Here is a 16,069-nt window from a genome sequence, read left to right on the forward strand (position 1 = left end):
AATTGGGGGATACATTCCTGGGAGAAGGGTGAAAACGAGTAGAAAAATAAGTTAGCAAACTTAAATACGGTTTTAAAGCCATTAAAATAGATGAATTCCGGCAACAAACAGATATGCTGATTGTTGTGACAATGAATCATTCGTTTTTTTTATTCACCTGAAAAAATACAGATTATGGCAAAGAATTCTCCCGATGAAGGAAAAAGTATAAAGATGGTAGAAAAGCAGGTAGATCCCTCTTTTAGTAACCTCAAAGAGTACCAAGCAAAAAGACAATTCAGTGAGACTCCCGAACCGATGGCGGATACCGTGGAAACTCCAAGCCGGATACCTGTTTTTGTTGTCCAAAAGCATGAAGCCAGTCATTTTCATTTCGATTTCCGTCTGGAAGTGGATGGAGTGTTGAAAAGCTGGGTAGTTCCTAAAGGCCCTTCCATGAATCCGAAAGATAAAAGACTGGCCATACAGGTAGAAGATCACCCTTTGAGTTACGCACATTTTGAGGGAGTTATACCCGAAGGCAACTATGGAGCAGGTACAGTGGAAATATGGGATAGTGGAACCTATGCTTATGTCGGTAATAATCGTAACATTTCCGCTGCCATTAAAAACGGAATACTTGAATTCAAATTACATGGTCATAAGCTCAAAGGCCTGTTTACCCTTATCCATACGAATATGGACGACCAGGACAGAGACTGGTTACTAATCAAGAAAGACGATGTATTTGCAGTCACTCATGTCTACGATGCGAAGAACATTCCATTGTATGATGAGGTATTCCTGTAATATATATATTCCTTATGATTAAATGATACTCACTTACATATATAATTTTCTAATTATATACGTAGCTTTATAATTCAATATACTCTATTGTTTTGATGATTCAATTAACTTTTATGATATTATGACCGTGTTATTTCTAATGAAAATAATTAACTAAATGGGGACGATTGGGTAAAATGAAGATCTGATCGTATACCCCCTTAATATTTCGGTAACAAAAGATATTGTTACCATTTTTGATAGAAAACACCCATTGTTTTTGTTGGAAACCACCTCCTGTATGTACGTTGAAAAGTTTATACTTGCATCGGATTTTAAGCACGTTAAAAGATTATCAAGCGTGTTTTACTAAAGGTGTAAAATATTAATCAAATCCGATATTAGTATGAATGATTGTTACCTGAATTTATTAGTAAGCTTCCGAGCTTTATTCTCTGCAGATCCTGGAGCCAATTTAGTAAACAGCAAACAAACTATTGGCATCATTTTACCCGATTTGTCGTTGCTTGGATATGCGGTCCCTGTGGAAAGTTTCGGTATTGGACTGTTTGTGATTCTATTTGCGTATCTTATAATAGAATACAATGTGCAGTTATTATCGCATGAAAAATTTAAGATTGCCATGAACATGCTCCATACAGCACATACACCGTTAATATTGCTGCGGAATCAATTGGAAGAACTCAAAACTGGCAACCTCCCTGAACCTCTTTCCCAACAAGTGGAAGAAGCACTGGGATATGCCGAATGTATCATATATTGTAACCAGAATATTGCAACTCTCAATAAAGTAACTAAGAGAATTCCTCCTAAAACGTCAACGGTAAATTTGGAACTTTCCACTTATGTTACTTCCATTGTCAATCAATGCCGGGCTTATGCCAATTCCCGCCAGATACAGCTGACTGTTGGTGAATGTTCGGATTGCGTCAGTTGCAGGATAAACGAAAACATAATGACTGCAGCACTTCAGCACCTTATCAACAAGATGATTTTGATTTCCGAGTCAGGCTGTTGCATATCGATCAACGTAACCCACACAATGAATTCCTGGCAGTTGCAGATTAGCAATAATGAAATAGCCGGGCAAAGAACAGAGAAAATGTTCCCCTTTATTCCTATTATATTTCCTGTGTATGGATATAGTGATTTATGGACGGTAAGAAAAATCATCCGTCTGCATGGTGGAAAAATAACCGGATGCAGACATGGTAAAGCAGCTACTTTCCAAATCGTCATTCCGACAGACTGCCATTGCCTGAATCAGTCATGCCCGGTGTTGAGACATTCTTCTACAAAAACGAAGACGCCAACAAATGACTCCTGCGAGAATCCTAAGACCAATAAACAAAATACTAAAACGAGAGAAACTTCCCATATCCTATTAGTAATGGCAGATAAGTTATTTAGTGATTATTTAAAGAAAACCTTATCACGCTATTTTCAGATCTCTGTTCTTGATAATCCGGAGCTGCTGATGGATACGGCTATCAGTCAAAATCCTGATGCTATCATTATTGACGACAATGTGAATGGAATAAGCGGAGATATACTTAGCACTCAAATTAAGGAAGATAAAACGATAGGATACATACCAATCATTCTTCTATTAAGAGCCTTTGATAACGAAAGCTATTTGTCACATTTGGGGAGTGGGGCAGACCGTCTGGGATTACGTACGGAAAGCATTTGTAAACTTAGGGCAGACATACTAATTGGGTGGCTGGAGATTTATCTTTATCGGGTAAATACTGGACTTCTTCGCTTTATGGTGAAAAAAAAGCTTTTACATTCACTTTCACCTTGCAAGGTAGTTACATGCTGCCCGTTAACAGAAGGTTTGTAGATGTAGGATCAGTACGTTGCATCAAAGAATAAATATAATAAATTGAAAGTTTTAATGACATGAAAAAACGACAAATACCGTTATTCTCTCATCCAAGATGCTTGATATTCTTTAGCATTTTAGGTATTCTGATATTGAGTAGTTGTGTTGATGACAATGAAACAGGAACTATAAATTCTTCCCCGGCAAATGTGATTCAGTTATCCATACCAGATGCGGAATTGGTGCAAGTGCGTAGTGTAGCTACGGGAAAGGAATGTATGATTAGTAATTTACAGGTTCTTATCTACAATGACGCTCATACCGCTGCTCCGGTATATTATCAGGAGGGAAAAAGCACACAGCTGTCTTTTCTGTTCGGAAATGGCACAGCATCTCCAACCATAACATTGACGGATTATATTCCTCAAAATGGAGATCGTGTTTATGTGCTTTGTAATATGACTGACCGTACTTCAATAAATGAAACAACAAGCGAAGATCAGCTCAAAAATTACAGTAGCCAGGGACAAATGAAAGGATTTTCGAGTTCACAAAAAGAGGAGCGAACCATTCCGATGTATGGTTGGATAGAATGGAACGAGGCGGCTACTTCTAATGTATGTTTGTTAACTCGTTGTTTGGCAAAAATTGTTGTGAATGCGAATTTGGAGCAATTATTTCCTGATAAAAAGGTCTATTGGGAATGGAAAAATCTAAATTTTTCAGATTTTATATTGGATAGTGACAATCAAGGAGATATTTATAAAGGGAATATCAACGAGAATGGCATTTCGGAAAAACACGACTTATTATCGGCCATAACTCCCATCGATGAGTCTAAAGGGTTGGTGACTAGCTATTATCCTTTGGAATATAAACATTCTATATATGCTTTAGGAAAGGAAGTGGATAAGAATAAATTCTCTGTAGATCGAGCAATGTTGTTGACAGTACAGAATATGGATGGATCAGATAAGGAATATTATCGTTTGGACTTTTGGAATAAATCCACGGGAGCGTATTGGGATATATTGCGCAATCATTCTTATAATTTTAATATATCTAAACTAAAAAGTAAAGGTTATGCTACAACATTGGAAGCGATTCAGAACCCGGGAAGTAATATTGAGTATTCGGTGACGGTTTCTGATAATTGGTCGCAAGGATTTGCTTCAAACGGGCAGTATTTGCTGAAAACAGATAGGGAAAGTATTGAATTATTGAGAGGTATAGAAGATCCTGTAGTAATGGTGAAAATTGAGTTGCAGGCTGATGACTCAGGTAATGCAAATTTTGATAATGTAACAACGCGCAGGATTCGTGCTTTAGGAATGGACAAAAAAACTCTTTTCCCTTATAGCCAGATGCAAATGTATTATAGTATTGATAACAAAACTCTGATACCTATAAAGAAAACGACGGAAAGTAACCTCTCGGATAGTGAAGTAGATCTTCCTGTTAATAGCAATAAGTATTGGATATATGCTTGTGTGAGCAATGCAAACCTTGAATTTCAAGGGTATTTGGAAATTACTATTGGCAATATTATTAAATATATTCCTATTAAAGCTATAGAACATTCGGAGGCAAATCCAATTGACGAGAGTGGTCCGGCAAATAGTTTTATCACTCCGATTACTTATGGTATTTACTCATTTGATGCCACAGTAATAGGAAATGGAGTGGATGGCATTGTGGCTGAAACAAAAAATAAGCCGGCATGGTCTGGGCAACTTAAAGACGATCTTGCAATGTATCATTTTAAGAATGCTATGGGAGAGGATATCTCTGTTTCTAAAAATGTGGCAGTTGAACCTAAATCTGCCAAGTTAATTTGGCAGGATAAGGATAATCTAATATCACAGGTTGCATTTAATTCAGAGACTAATAGAGTTGAATTTTTAAGTAATGGAGCAGGAAATGGAGTTGTTGCTGTTTATGATAACTCTGATCCCAATGCAGCAGACGCCAATGTGCTTTGGAGTTGGAATATTTGGTGTACAGAGCAACCTGATATTATCGAATTAGGGTTACCGACCAATGGGGAAGTTTACAGTGGAATAAATTATAGGATAATGGATAGGGATTTAGGAGCAACTACTTGTACTCCGGACGAATTGACTACTCGTGGCATGGGGTATCAATGGGGACGTAAAGATCCCTTTATAGGTTCAGCTTCTTTTGAAAGTACAGAAAGTGCTCCAATGTATAATGTTCGTGGTACCGACTTGTTTTTTGAAGAGATACAAAAAACAAAAAGTATAGGAACAATTGAGTATGCAATAAGACATCCTAATGTCTTTATTATAAGTAATGGTGCTGCGTATAGTGGAGGTGATTGGTTATATTATATTTCTCCTATTTATCAGTCTTCTTCGATGACTGGAAATCAATATTTATGGGGAAATAACCCTTATTCAGAGTACAAAATGGTCAATATAAAAACAATGAAGACACTCTATGATCCATGTCCTGCTGGGTATAAAGTATCTCCACCAGATGTGTATGGAGCATTTTTGAAAGAAAAGATAATAGAAGGATCAGTAACCGATCGTCTGCCGAGTTCTGATTATCATTACGGAACGATGGACGGTGAAAAATTTTATCCTCCGTCATTTACTAAGTATGGAGCCTATTTTTATTGTGGTGAGGGTAGCATGCAAAGGGTCTATTTTACAGGTAATGTTCGTTTTGGAGATACAGGATTTAAAGGGTTTCAAGGGATGTATTATGGCGGATCGCTTGCAGGTACTCTACTTCATGATGATGGTAATGGAGGAAATGATGTAGTTTCCTTTGCTTTTAATATTCCATCTTCATTTGGTTTTGGCTGTAGTTTTGGTTCGAAAGAGGCTCATTACTGGTTAGATCGTAGTGCAGCCGCTTCTATTCGTTGTGTCCGTGATGAATAAATGAAGATGAAAGTCACAGTCTATATATGGATTTTAATAAGTTTCTTATTTAAAATTATTTATCTATTCTCCTTTATCTGCAGTTTGCTTGTAGCTATATCATTTTTATTGATTATATCTATTTTTCGAGTATATTCTGCAGAAATCGGTTGAAGTAAAAGTGGAACATAAAATATGATTTTATATAATAATTTGTTGGCAAAAACCTTCTTGAATAAAAGAAAGTACTATTTCATGATATTCGGTTGTTGTTTTACTCGATTCAAGTATCTGGAAGTATGGAAAGAGATGGAACTCCGTATTCATGAACGGCAGTATATTGAGTGCTTGTTATTGGCATTACTCCCTGCATTGATACTGTCTTTATTTCTTTCATGGTGGTGTATGCTGTTTGTATTACTCAATTATCATTTGCTTTACTGGATGGAGAGGTGGTTTGGACATCACTCGTCATTTGATTGGGAGGCATTGGAACATTGTGGTGATACGCTTTATTTGAGAAAAAGGAAATCTTATGCGTGGATGAAGTGGTATGGCAAGAAATCGTTGCCGCCATCAGAATGGGATGATTAAAGTAACTTTAGGATAGCGTAATTAATTGAAAAGGCTAAAGTTTATGTTTTGCCGCTGTGAAGTGGCCCGTTAGAATCCATCCCCTGTCATTCTCTACATAGCAATATTTAGAAAATGGAATAATGGATTCGCCTGCCTGTGAAGGTAGACTATTGTTTGTTTTGTTTGTGTAGTGCATCTTTTTTCCGGTGGGGAAAGAGGTGCACTTTTTTTGTATTTCAAAAGGGACAGATGATTATTCGTCAATCTTGCGGATAATTTCTTCATTCAGTTCTTCATCAGTTCCCGTCAGTTGACGTACCAGTCTATAAACCGTAGTGCAAGGGTTGTGCATCGCATATCTTTCATCTGTATATTCACAATGTTTTGTTTCTGCCCAGCGTATAGCATTATCCTGCGAACCAAAAGTGGTGACTATATCAAAACTACTTTTGTCATTTTTAGCATATTGGTAAGGCGTTTTCTTTTTATATAAAGGAGATGCGTTGACAGCTTTGGTAATGGCGACGGCATATTCATCTCTTGTCATTCCTGTAATTCGGTTATGAAAATGATACAAATACCATAATTCGAAAGCTTCATTACTCCAGGCACATTCTATATGATTCTGGTTAGCTTTAGCAATTGCTGTGTTAAAGTTCTTGGCAGGAAAGCCATCTTTATCGAATACAGCCCAAACTCTGTCATAAGGAATATTGGCTTTGTCTCGTAAACTAATGGCTTTATCAACTACACCAACTGTATTCATACGTCCGCCATCTAAAGTAAGTTCATAAACGACGTTACCTTTTCTATACCGGTCAAAGGAACGGAAGTAGTTGGGTTCGGTCTTTTCTCCTTCACAAACGATTAGTATACGACAAATGACCGTTCTTACTTTTCGTTTGTTCTTTTTATATTCATGCCGCTTTTGCAAAGCATTGTCTATCTTAATTACTCGTGCCATTATTTCTTATGGTTCTAATCATTCATAATAAATGGAATCGCCCCATATCTTCCATTGATATAATTTTTCTCATAGTTCGTGTCATTACGGGGCTTGGAACCATCAGGCAAAATGATGTCCATCATTGAATATAGGTCTGTTTGCTCCAAAGTGTCTTTCTCTGTGAACCATATCTGATCTCTACGCAACAGACGTGCAGAAAGCAAGTGAGTGTCATGCGTGGAGAATATCAGTTGAGCATTCTTTGGGTTCGTCTCCGCATTATTAAATAACTTGATAATGTATTGGGAAATAAGAGGGTGCATTTTTGCATCCAATTCATCGACAACTAAAATGGAACCTTTCAGTAAAGTCTCAAAGATGGGACCGGATAACTCTACTAACTTTAATGTTCCTGCCGATTCCTGGTTTTCGAGGTTGAATACCTCTTCACCAATCACTTGCCCTTTATCATTATATTTGTTGTGAACTGTACTAAGTTTTATATTTTTTTCAAGAACCATGCTTTTTCCTGATACAAAACTAACTTTAGTTGTGCTTTCTTCTTCTGAAAGTAAATCTTCAAAGCCCAATTGTAGAGTTTTGAAAAAGGCAAGAGCTTCTTGATAGCCCTCTTTCTTTTCATGAAACATTTGTTTTGAAAGTGTTTTGTAACCTATACTCTGCAAACCGGAAATTATTCTGTACCCATTATTGAACCAATTAATGATTTTCTTAGAAATAGTTCCCCCTAATTGTGCACACAAAGAAAGGAATAGCCGATTTTCATTTGTTTTAGATTCATATCCTATGCCCTCGGAAAAGTCTTTTTCTGAAACGCCAATACCTTCTTCTGTACGGATAAATAGAGTCTTTTCTTTTTTTGTTCCTACCTTGGTAAACAGCCATTCGCCAGCAATAGAGGTATAGGTATAATCGAACCCATATCTGTATCGAATTCCGTCCATCAAAAAGAGTATTTCATAATGAGTCGGCTCGTATGTGTCGTCTGAAGTCTCTGATAGAAGAAACGGATCATACGGAAGCATTTCGTTATCGTTTAGTCGCACAGAGTTGATAACGCAATTTCTCATATTATCCAACGCGCTTATCAAATTGGATTTTCCGCTGGAGTTGGGACCATAAACTGCGGTAGTTTTTACTATTTTGTATCCATCCAACGAAACAACATTAGTTTTAGGTTCTTCCACAATATTCTGCGCTTCGAGCGAGAAAGTACATTCTTTATGGAATGAGCGATAGTTTTTAACTGTAAATTCAAGTAACATGGTTATCTGTTTTTTAGCTATGCAACAATGAATATATGAGTCTAAATCTCAATATAGACTACAAATATAGTATAAAACAGATCAAAAATACGATTTGTTGAGCAAAAAGCTCAAATATTTTCCATTCTTGATCTACTATGAAATAATAGATACCTTTTGGAGGCCAAGTTATTCTTCTCTCCCTGTTTGGCATTCTTGTCGCCTTTTTCTGGTTTTTATTTCTCTTCTTGTCGTTTTTTGTATTTTCTAAACTGTCTGTGGGTATGTAAAACGTCCTTGAAGATCTTGTGAGTATTATAAATTTGTGTCGTTTCACTTTTCTGGAGAATACCGCACTTTTGTACCGTTAACGTTAGCGAAGTAATAATTAAACAGTATTCATTTAAAAAAGAAAAGTATTATGGCAATTAGATTTAAAAGGGTTCAACGTCTGTGTGACCCAACAAACAAAGAGGCAGGAAAGAAAGTGTATCCGGTAATTTCTTATCAATACGATACGAGTGCTACATTGGATGAGTTTGCGAAAGAAATATCCTCTGCTTCCGGTGTAAGTGAAGGTGAAACCATTAGTGTATTGAAAGATTTTCGTACACTTCTGCGTAAGACATTACTTTCCGGACGTTCGGTAAATATCGCAGGACTGGGGTATTTCTATTTGGCTGCTCAAAGCAAAGGAACGGAAAAGGCGGAAGACTTTACTGTATCTGACATTAGCGGTCTGCGGGTTTGTTTTCGTGCGAATTCGGATATTCGTCTCTTTACAGGAACTTCGACACGTTCGGATGGATTGAAGTTTAAGGATTTGGATCATATCAATGATTCGAGTATCATTGATGGTGGCTCAGGCGAAGGAGGTGAAGCACCGGACCCTGATGAAGGTACAGGAGGTAGTGGTGAAGCACCCGATCCGGCAGCTTGATAAACGGGAAGTCGGGAATTAGCGACTTTGTATGGAATGGGGCTTCGGCCTCATTCTTTCTTTATAACTACATAAATAGATCAATATGCAAATAACTACAATCCTTGCTTTCATTACTGCTATGGGTGGTTTGGAAGCGGTGAAATGGATGGTGAGATATATCTCTTGCCGGAAAACGGATGCACGGAAAGAAGAGGCAGACGTGAGCAATCTGGAAGAAGAAAATCACCGTAAAAAGGTGGATTGGCTGGAAGATCGCCTGACACAGCGGGACGAGAAAATAGACGGGCTTTATATCGAGCTTCGCAAGGAGCAGGAAGAGAAGATCGACTGGATACATAAATGCCATGAAGTAGAGTTGGCACAGAAAGAGTCGGAGGTGAAAAAGTGTGAGATCAGAGGGTGTGTGAAGCGCATTCCTCCTTCGGAATATTAATGGGGCACGTGTAAAAACCTGTGTTTTCGTTTGTTATTTTTTGCTATAAAAAATCTTTGTAGTACCTTTGTTTTGCAATCATATAGCAATGTCAGAGAATCCATTAGTAAAGCTATTAAGCTACATACTCCCTTCGGAGTTCAACGAATATTTTGACCTTACCGATGTTAAGGAAGAAGAACGTGGCGTGGAGAAGATTCTCCATCTGTATCTTCACGAGAAGAACCTTCAGCCGGATGGTCACACAGAGCTGTCTCCCAACGGTTTCTACCCGGAATCATGCATCAACCACTTTCCTCTCAACGAGCACCGTACCGTTCTGCACGTATGCCGTCGCCGTTGGAAGGACGGTTTGGGCAGGACGTATAGCAGAGATTGGGAGTTGACAGCAAAAGGAACACGGCACACTAAGGAGTTTGCCGCTTTTTTAAAAGAATTCCTTGGATACATCCCCGATTACAGCCAGATCACTCCAGAAACCGTATCACATCAAGGCTGACGAGTTCGAACGTGCCTACAAGGATTTCCTCAGCGGTTACCGCACGTGGAAAGAATTGTCACATGCGGAGGACTGGCTTGTCTTCTATAAGAACATAGGGCCACAACTGAGCATTGACGAGACAGCGCTCTCTGACGGTGAACTTTATACAATAATCTCCAACAAGGCTGCCCATGGCGGCAAGGGAGCTATCGTGGCCATTATCAAGGGGACAAAGGTCGAGGATGTCGTAAAGGCGTTGATGCGCATCCTTTGGTACGAGAGGGCTAAGGTGCTGGAGGTAACGATGGACTTCTCCGAGAGCATGCATTCCATAGTAAAGCAGTGCTTCCCGTATGCCACGATAACCATCGACCGCTTCCATGTCCAGAAGGACTGCTACGATGCCATGCAGCAAGTGCGTATCAGGCACAGGCGCGAGGCCCAACGTACCGAAGTGGAAGCGCGCGAGCAGCACAAGCTCCGTAACAAGAAGAATGCCGAGGCACGAAAGAGACGTCTTGAGAAGAATGGAGGCAAACGGAAAGGAAAACAAGGACGGAAGCCTAACCGCAAGAATGAGAAGTACGAGCCTGTGAGGCTGTCAAACGGAGATACCGTCTGTGAACTCCTGACGCGCTCACGCTATTTGCTGATGACATCGGCAGATAAATGGACAGCGACTCAGAAAATCCGTGCAAGACTGCTGTTTGAACTCTATCCTGATATGAAGACCGCATATTCAATCTCGCACTCTTTGCGCATGATTTTCAATAACAAAAACGCCACAAGGGAAAGCGGGAAGAAAAGCCTCGCCCAATGGTATGCAAAAGTCGGAGAGTTCGGAGACGAAAACTTCAACACTGTTGCAGCAACCATCTATGAACGGCAGGGAGAGATTCTCAACTACTTCATCAATCGGTCTACCAATGCGTCTGCTGAATCTCTTAATTCAAAGATCAAGCAGTTTCGAGCACAACTACATGGGGTTATAGATGTAAAGTTCTTCTTATTCAGACTCTCAAAGATATTTGGCTAAACACAGGTTTTTGCAAGTGCCCCATATTAATGAGGTTAGTTGATAAGAATAAAATGTCATGAGAAAGATAGATTCTATTATAGTGCATTGCTCGGCTACAAAAGCCGGACAGGATTTTACCGCCGCAGATATTGACCGTTGGCACCGGGAACGTGGGTTCAATGGTATCGGTTATCATTATGTTATCCGTCTGGACGGAAGACTGGAGAAAGGAAGGGAGATTGATTTGGCAGGAGCGCATTGTAAAGGTTGGAATGAGCGAAGTGTCGGGATCTGTTATATCGGGGGACTGGATGAGAACGGACATCCGGCAGATACCCGGACAAATGCTCAAAAACGTGTACTTTATCAAGTAATAATGGATTTGCAACGGCAATATGCTATTCTTCAGGTATTGGGACACCGGGATACTTCGCCGGATTTGAATGGAGACGGGGTGATCGAACCTTATGAATATGTGAAAGCGTGTCCTTGTTTTGATGTGAGGGAGTTTATGAAGAGTGGGAGGGAGCTGCTGTTTGTTTTATTGCTGATTCTTGTTCTTCCGGGGGTGTTGTCGGGATGCAGGAGTAAGAAGGAAGTTATCAGTAGAAGCAATGAGGTGCAGATGGATTCAAGTTCTTCCGGGCATTCTTCCCATGTGGCTTCGTATGATGTTAATCAGGAAAGGAAGATGCTGGAACGGATGGAGGAGTCTACCGAACAAATATTGGTGGTATTGGGGAAAGATACTGCGACAGGGGATTTCTCTTCCACCTGTTTTATTTCAGGTAGCAGAAAGACGGTGAATAAGGTTTTTGAAAAGAAAGAGAGGATAGATGAGAAAGAGGATATTCAAATATCATCTTTCATCGACACGAATCATCATAAAGTGGTTTGTGAGGAGGAAGAGAATAGCTTATATTATAGGAAAAATATAAGTTGGAGGCTAATAATTAGTATATCGGCATTGATGTTACTTTACTTTATTTATAAAAAGAGGAGAATTCTTTTTTGAGGATTTGCATAGAAATATATAGAATAATACTATCTTTGTAGAGGTATATCGGGCTTAATGGAGTGATTGTTCAATAATATTCATATTCATCATCGGGATATACAATGAGAATGAGGGCGAAATTTTTTATTGTGATAATTGGAATTGTGTAGCCCTAAATGTGCGAATAACGTAAAAGTGGTAGCTTTTGAGTTTGAATTTTGCATATATCGAAACAGGCTATTTATAATATTTGCTATTAGTCTTGTTTGTAAACAGATATTGTTCTCTTAGACATGAATATAATTTGCCGTATTTGTGATTATACGGACCTTTGCAGAAGGTAACTAACAAACAATATTAGGGATTAATGATTATATATAATAGTCGATTAGCAAAATGTCTTCTCGATAAAAAGAAACATTCTTTTATGATTTTTGGGTGCTACTTTACCCGTTATAAGCAATTAGAATTTTGGGAGGAAATGGAAAACCGGATTCATGTAAGGCAATACACGGAATGCTTTTTGCCTACATTGGTGCCGGCAGTAGGGGTATCGCTGTGGATATCATGGTGGTTTATGTTGATACCTTTGTCCGCATATCATTTCCTGTATTGGGTGGAACGGATGTTCCGGAATCACTCCATTTTCGACTGGGAAGCGTCGATACATTGTGGAGATTCACTTTATCTAAGGAAAAGAAAATCTTATGCCTGGATAAAAAAATATGGTAAAAGAAAGCTGCCATCGTCAAGATGGGCTGACTAAGATAAAGATCCCTCGTGGATCGGCTGCCTGTGAAGGTCGCTCTATTGTTTGTTTTGTTTGTGTTTTGGTGCACCTTTATTCTGTTGAAGAATAAGGTGCACTCTTTTTATGGTTATATCATAGATTAAATATATCTTTGAAAAAAAAGAAGATGGGTGAAAAGGCTTCAATGTGGAATCTCTGGCACGGCTGTCACAAATTGAGTGAGGGCTGTCGGCATTGTTATGTGTACCGGACGGATGGTAAATATGGAAAAGACAGTTCGGTGGTGACAAAGACAGAGAAGTTTGATTTACCTTTGCTTCGAAAAAAGAACGGTACGTATAAGATACCTTCGGGAAATCTGGTATATACCTGTTTTACTTCGGATTTTCTGATAGAAGATGCCGACGAATGGCGTGCCGAAGCATGGGAGATGATACGGATACGGCAGGACTTGCATTTCCTTTTTATCACCAAACGAATCGATCGATTACAACAGTGTCTGCCTCCGGATTGGGGTGATGGGTATGAGAACGTTACAATCTGCTGCACAATGGAGAATCAGGATAGGGTGGATTTTCGTCTACCTATTTATAGAGAAATTCCTATTAAACATAAAATTATTATCTGCGAGCCGCTTCTTAGCCGGATTGATTTTAGAGGTGAGTTAGGGGATTGGGTGGAACAGGTGGTTGCCGGAGGAGAGTCGGGAAAGGAAGCCCGAATGTGTGACTACGAGTGGGTGCTGGATATCCGGCAGCAATGTATAGATGCGAATGTCGGCTTTTGGTTCAAGCAGACTGGGAGTTTTTTGCTGAAAGAGGGACATGAATACAAGATTGCCCGACAGTTTCAACATTCGCAGGCGAGGAAGGCTGGATTGAATTATACGCCTGATAAACAAGAAATAAAAGGTTAGTTCAGATATTTTTTACTGAAAGCGAGGGTTGCTTGGCAATCTTCGCTTTTTTGTTTTATTGAGTACAAAATACGGATAATCACGTCTTTTTATAAAGATATTGTGTAAATTTTAAATTATCCATATTAATGAAACAGATAAAACTGTTACTTCTTTTAGCTTCCGCCTCCGTTACGGGAGCACTTGCGCAAAGCAATGGATTGACGGATATGAGTCAGAGCCGTTTTGCGAAGATGGCGAATACCGGAATTGGTGCCGTACATTGGACGGATGGATTCTGGGGAGATCGCTTTCAGGTATTTAGCCGGACTTCCCTGCAGAGTATGTGGAACACTTGGAACGCGCCGGAGATCTCTCACGGTTTCCGTAATTTTGAGATTGCTGCCGGGGTATGCAAAGGAGAGCATTGGGGACCTCCATTTCATGACGGAGATATGTATAAATGGATGGAAGGTGTGGCTTCTGTCTATGCAGTTAATAAAGATCCAGAGTTGGACAAGTTAATGGATAACTTTATTACTTGTGTCGTAAAAGCGCAACGTGCAGACGGTTATATACATACGCCTGTTGTTATCGAAGAACTGAATAAAGGGATTGACTCTCATGCATTGGAGGATCAGCATAAACAAACGGTCATTGGAACGAAAGTAGGTGACGAGGATGAAAAAGGAGCTTTTGCCAATCGGCTGAACTTTGAGACTTATAATCTGGGACACTTGATGATGGCGGGTATTGTGCATCGTCGTGCCACCGGAAAGACTACTCTTTTTGATGCTGCAGTGAAAGCGACGGATTTCCTCTGTCATTTTTATGAAACGGCTTCTGCTGAACTGGCTCGCAATGCTATTTGTCCCTCTCATTATATGGGGGTAGTTGAAATGTACCGGGCTACCGGAAATCCCCGTTATCTGGAACTTTCAAAGAATCTGATTGATATCCGTGGTATGGTGGAGAACGGTACGGACGATAATCAGGACCGTATTCCTTTCCGCGATCAATATCGTGCGATGGGACATGCCGTACGCGCCAACTATCTGTATGCCGGAGTAGCGGATGTATATGCAGAAACCGGTGAGCAGCAATTAATGAAGAACCTGACTAGTATCTGGAATGATATCGTGACCCGGAAAATGTATGTGACCGGTGCTTGCGGTGCTCTTTATGATGGTACATCGCCTGATGGAACGTGTTATGAACCGGATAGTATTCAGAAAGTGCATCAGAGTTATGGACGTCCCTATCAGTTGCCGAATAGCACTGCTCACAATGAAACGTGTGCCAATATCGGTAATATGCTGTTTAACTGGCGGATGCTGGAGGTGACAGGGGATGCGAAATATGCTGATCTTGTGGAGACTTGTCTTTATAACAGTGTATTGAGCGGTATTAGTCTGGATGGAAAGAAGTATTTCTACACGAATCCGCTTCGTATCAGTGCCGATCTTCCTTACACGCTTCGTTGGCCGAAGGAACGGACGGAATATATCAGTTGTTTCTGCTGTCCTCCGAACACATTGCGTACGCTGTGTCAGGCACAAAACTATGCATATACATTGAGTCCGGAAGGGATTTATTGCAATTTGTATGGGGCAAATACATTGACAACGACTTGGAAAGAGAAGGGAGAAGTAGCTCTGACGCAGGAAACGGATTATCCTTGGGATGGAAATGTACGCGTAACGTTGGATAAAGTTCCTCGTAAGGCGGGTACTTTCTCGCTCTTCTTACGTATTCCTGAATGGTGTGAAAAGGCTACGCTTAGGGTGAATGGACAGCCGTTGCAAGTCAATGCGAAGGCAAATTCGTATGCGGAAGTAAATCGTGCATGGAAAAAGGGGGATGTAGTGGAGTTAGTGATGGATATGCCTGTCCGTTTGCTCGAAGCTCATCCGTTAGCAGAGGAGATTCGTAATCAGGTGGTGGTGAAGCGCGGACCGTTGGTTTACTGTCTGGAAAGTATGGATATTGCAAACGGGGAAAAGATTGATAACGTATTGATTCCCGCTGATATAAAACTAACTCCGAAGAAAATCACAATTGAAGGCAGTCCGATTGTTGCACTTGAAGGAATGGCACGTCTGGCATCTGCAACTTCGTGGGAAGGAGTGCTTTACCGGCCGGTTGTTCAGGCTGAAAAGACAGTAAATATCCGCTTGATTCCTTATTATGCCTGGGGAAACAGAGGAAAGGGAGAAATGACTGTATGGATGCCTCTTGCCAGATAGTCCGGATTGT

At 39.9% G+C, this 16,069-nt stretch carries 14 protein-coding genes; 12 read left to right on the forward strand and 2 right to left on the reverse strand.

Going from position 1 to position 16,069, the window contains the following annotated elements; genetic code table 11:
* Positions 1-174 precede the first annotated feature (174 nt).
* The 4 genes from CJF29_RS11315 (at position 175) to CJF29_RS11330 (ending at position 6,102) form a co-directional block, all read left to right on the forward strand.
* The gene (locus CJF29_RS11315; protein ID WP_074558314.1) at positions 175-789 is read left to right on the forward strand and encodes a DNA polymerase ligase N-terminal domain-containing protein; all 615 of its coding nucleotides are present in this window, start codon (positions 175-177) and stop codon (positions 787-789) included.
* Between the two features lie 385 nt (positions 790-1,174).
* Positions 1,175-2,635 carry a hybrid sensor histidine kinase/response regulator gene (locus CJF29_RS11320; RefSeq protein WP_254780833.1) on the forward strand — a complete coding sequence of 487 codons (1,461 nt, stop codon included), beginning with the start codon at positions 1,175-1,177 and terminating at the stop codon, positions 2,633-2,635.
* 59 nt (positions 2,636-2,694) lie between these two features.
* Positions 2,695-5,529: a hypothetical protein gene (locus tag CJF29_RS11325; protein WP_099146891.1), complete on the forward strand. Its 2,835-nt coding sequence runs from the start codon at positions 2,695-2,697 to the stop codon at positions 5,527-5,529.
* Positions 5,530-5,703: 174 nt separating this feature from the next.
* Complete coding sequence (locus tag CJF29_RS11330; RefSeq protein ID WP_074558317.1) at positions 5,704-6,102, forward strand: hypothetical protein; 399 nt, start codon at positions 5,704-5,706, stop codon at positions 6,100-6,102.
* Between the two features lie 235 nt (positions 6,103-6,337).
* Here CJF29_RS11330 and CJF29_RS11335 read toward each other — a convergent pair whose 3' ends face one another.
* Positions 6,338-7,048: an RloB family protein gene (locus CJF29_RS11335; RefSeq protein ID WP_074558319.1), complete on the reverse strand. Its 711-nt coding sequence runs from the start codon at positions 7,046-7,048 to the stop codon at positions 6,338-6,340.
* Between the two features lie 14 nt (positions 7,049-7,062).
* Positions 7,063-8,316: an AAA family ATPase gene (locus tag CJF29_RS11340; protein WP_074558320.1), complete on the reverse strand. Its 1,254-nt coding sequence runs from the start codon at positions 8,314-8,316 to the stop codon at positions 7,063-7,065.
* A 400-nt stretch (positions 8,317-8,716) separates the two neighbouring features.
* On the opposite strand from CJF29_RS11340, the gene CJF29_RS11345 reads away from it, so the two are divergent.
* The 8 genes from CJF29_RS11345 to CJF29_RS11380 all read left to right on the forward strand — a co-directional run bounded on the left by CJF29_RS11345 (position 8,717) and on the right by CJF29_RS11380 (position 16,059).
* Positions 8,717-9,235: an HU family DNA-binding protein gene (locus tag CJF29_RS11345; protein WP_074638924.1), complete on the forward strand. Its 519-nt coding sequence runs from the start codon at positions 8,717-8,719 to the stop codon at positions 9,233-9,235.
* Between the two features lie 85 nt (positions 9,236-9,320).
* Positions 9,321-9,671, forward strand: coding sequence for a hypothetical protein (locus CJF29_RS11350; protein WP_074638925.1), 351 nt, complete (start codon positions 9,321-9,323; stop codon positions 9,669-9,671).
* Positions 9,672-9,759: 88 nt separating this feature from the next.
* Positions 9,760-10,170, forward strand: a complete 411-nt coding sequence (locus tag CJF29_RS11355; RefSeq protein WP_002558307.1) for a hypothetical protein — start codon at positions 9,760-9,762, stop codon at positions 10,168-10,170.
* Entirely contained in the window at positions 10,112-11,188 is a 1,077-nt protein-coding gene (locus CJF29_RS11360; protein ID WP_002558306.1) for a transposase, read from the forward strand. The genes CJF29_RS11355 and CJF29_RS11360 overlap by 59 nt, the downstream gene beginning before the upstream one ends.
* A gap of 58 nt (positions 11,189-11,246) precedes the next feature.
* Positions 11,247-12,185, forward strand: a complete 939-nt coding sequence (locus CJF29_RS11365) for an N-acetylmuramoyl-L-alanine amidase (RefSeq protein ID WP_099147391.1) — start codon at positions 11,247-11,249, stop codon at positions 12,183-12,185.
* Between the two features lie 349 nt (positions 12,186-12,534).
* Complete coding sequence (locus tag CJF29_RS11370) at positions 12,535-12,933, forward strand: hypothetical protein (RefSeq protein WP_074558326.1); 399 nt, start codon at positions 12,535-12,537, stop codon at positions 12,931-12,933.
* A gap of 151 nt (positions 12,934-13,084) precedes the next feature.
* Complete coding sequence (locus CJF29_RS11375; protein ID WP_008999576.1) at positions 13,085-13,834, forward strand: DUF5131 family protein; 750 nt, start codon at positions 13,085-13,087, stop codon at positions 13,832-13,834.
* A 128-nt stretch (positions 13,835-13,962) separates the two neighbouring features.
* Positions 13,963-16,059: a glycoside hydrolase family 127 protein gene (locus CJF29_RS11380; protein WP_074558327.1), complete on the forward strand. Its 2,097-nt coding sequence runs from the start codon at positions 13,963-13,965 to the stop codon at positions 16,057-16,059.
* Positions 16,060-16,069: the final 10 nt, after the last annotated feature.

Origin of the sequence: Bacteroides celer (assembly GCF_002632415.2) — a bacterium.
GTDB lineage: Bacteria > Bacteroidota > Bacteroidia > Bacteroidales > Bacteroidaceae > Bacteroides.

Bases quoted from the DNA above. Each gene is read 5' to 3' on its own strand.
- CJF29_RS11375 (WP_008999576.1), top strand. From the start codon at position 13,085: ATGGGTGAAAAGGCTTCAATGTGGAATCTCTGGCACGGCTGTCACAAA.
- CJF29_RS11380 (WP_074558327.1), top strand. From the start codon at position 13,963: ATGAAACAGATAAAACTGTTACTTCTTTTAGCTTCCGCCTCCGTTACG.
- CJF29_RS11355 (WP_002558307.1), top strand. From the start codon at position 9,760: ATGTCAGAGAATCCATTAGTAAAGCTATTAAGCTACATACTCCCTTCG.
- CJF29_RS11340 (WP_074558320.1), bottom strand. From the start codon at position 8,316: ATGTTACTTGAATTTACAGTTAAAAACTATCGCTCATTCCATAAAGAA.
- CJF29_RS11345 (WP_074638924.1), top strand. From the start codon at position 8,717: ATGGCAATTAGATTTAAAAGGGTTCAACGTCTGTGTGACCCAACAAAC.
- CJF29_RS11350 (WP_074638925.1), top strand. From the start codon at position 9,321: ATGCAAATAACTACAATCCTTGCTTTCATTACTGCTATGGGTGGTTTG.
- CJF29_RS11335 (WP_074558319.1), bottom strand. From the start codon at position 7,048: ATGGCACGAGTAATTAAGATAGACAATGCTTTGCAAAAGCGGCATGAA.
- CJF29_RS11370 (WP_074558326.1), top strand. From the start codon at position 12,535: ATGATTATATATAATAGTCGATTAGCAAAATGTCTTCTCGATAAAAAG.
- CJF29_RS11365 (WP_099147391.1), top strand. From the start codon at position 11,247: ATGAGAAAGATAGATTCTATTATAGTGCATTGCTCGGCTACAAAAGCC.
- CJF29_RS11325 (WP_099146891.1), top strand. From the start codon at position 2,695: ATGAAAAAACGACAAATACCGTTATTCTCTCATCCAAGATGCTTGATA.
- CJF29_RS11330 (WP_074558317.1), top strand. From the start codon at position 5,704: ATGATTTTATATAATAATTTGTTGGCAAAAACCTTCTTGAATAAAAGA.
- CJF29_RS11315 (WP_074558314.1), top strand. From the start codon at position 175: ATGGCAAAGAATTCTCCCGATGAAGGAAAAAGTATAAAGATGGTAGAA.
- CJF29_RS11320 (WP_254780833.1), top strand. From the start codon at position 1,175: ATGAATGATTGTTACCTGAATTTATTAGTAAGCTTCCGAGCTTTATTC.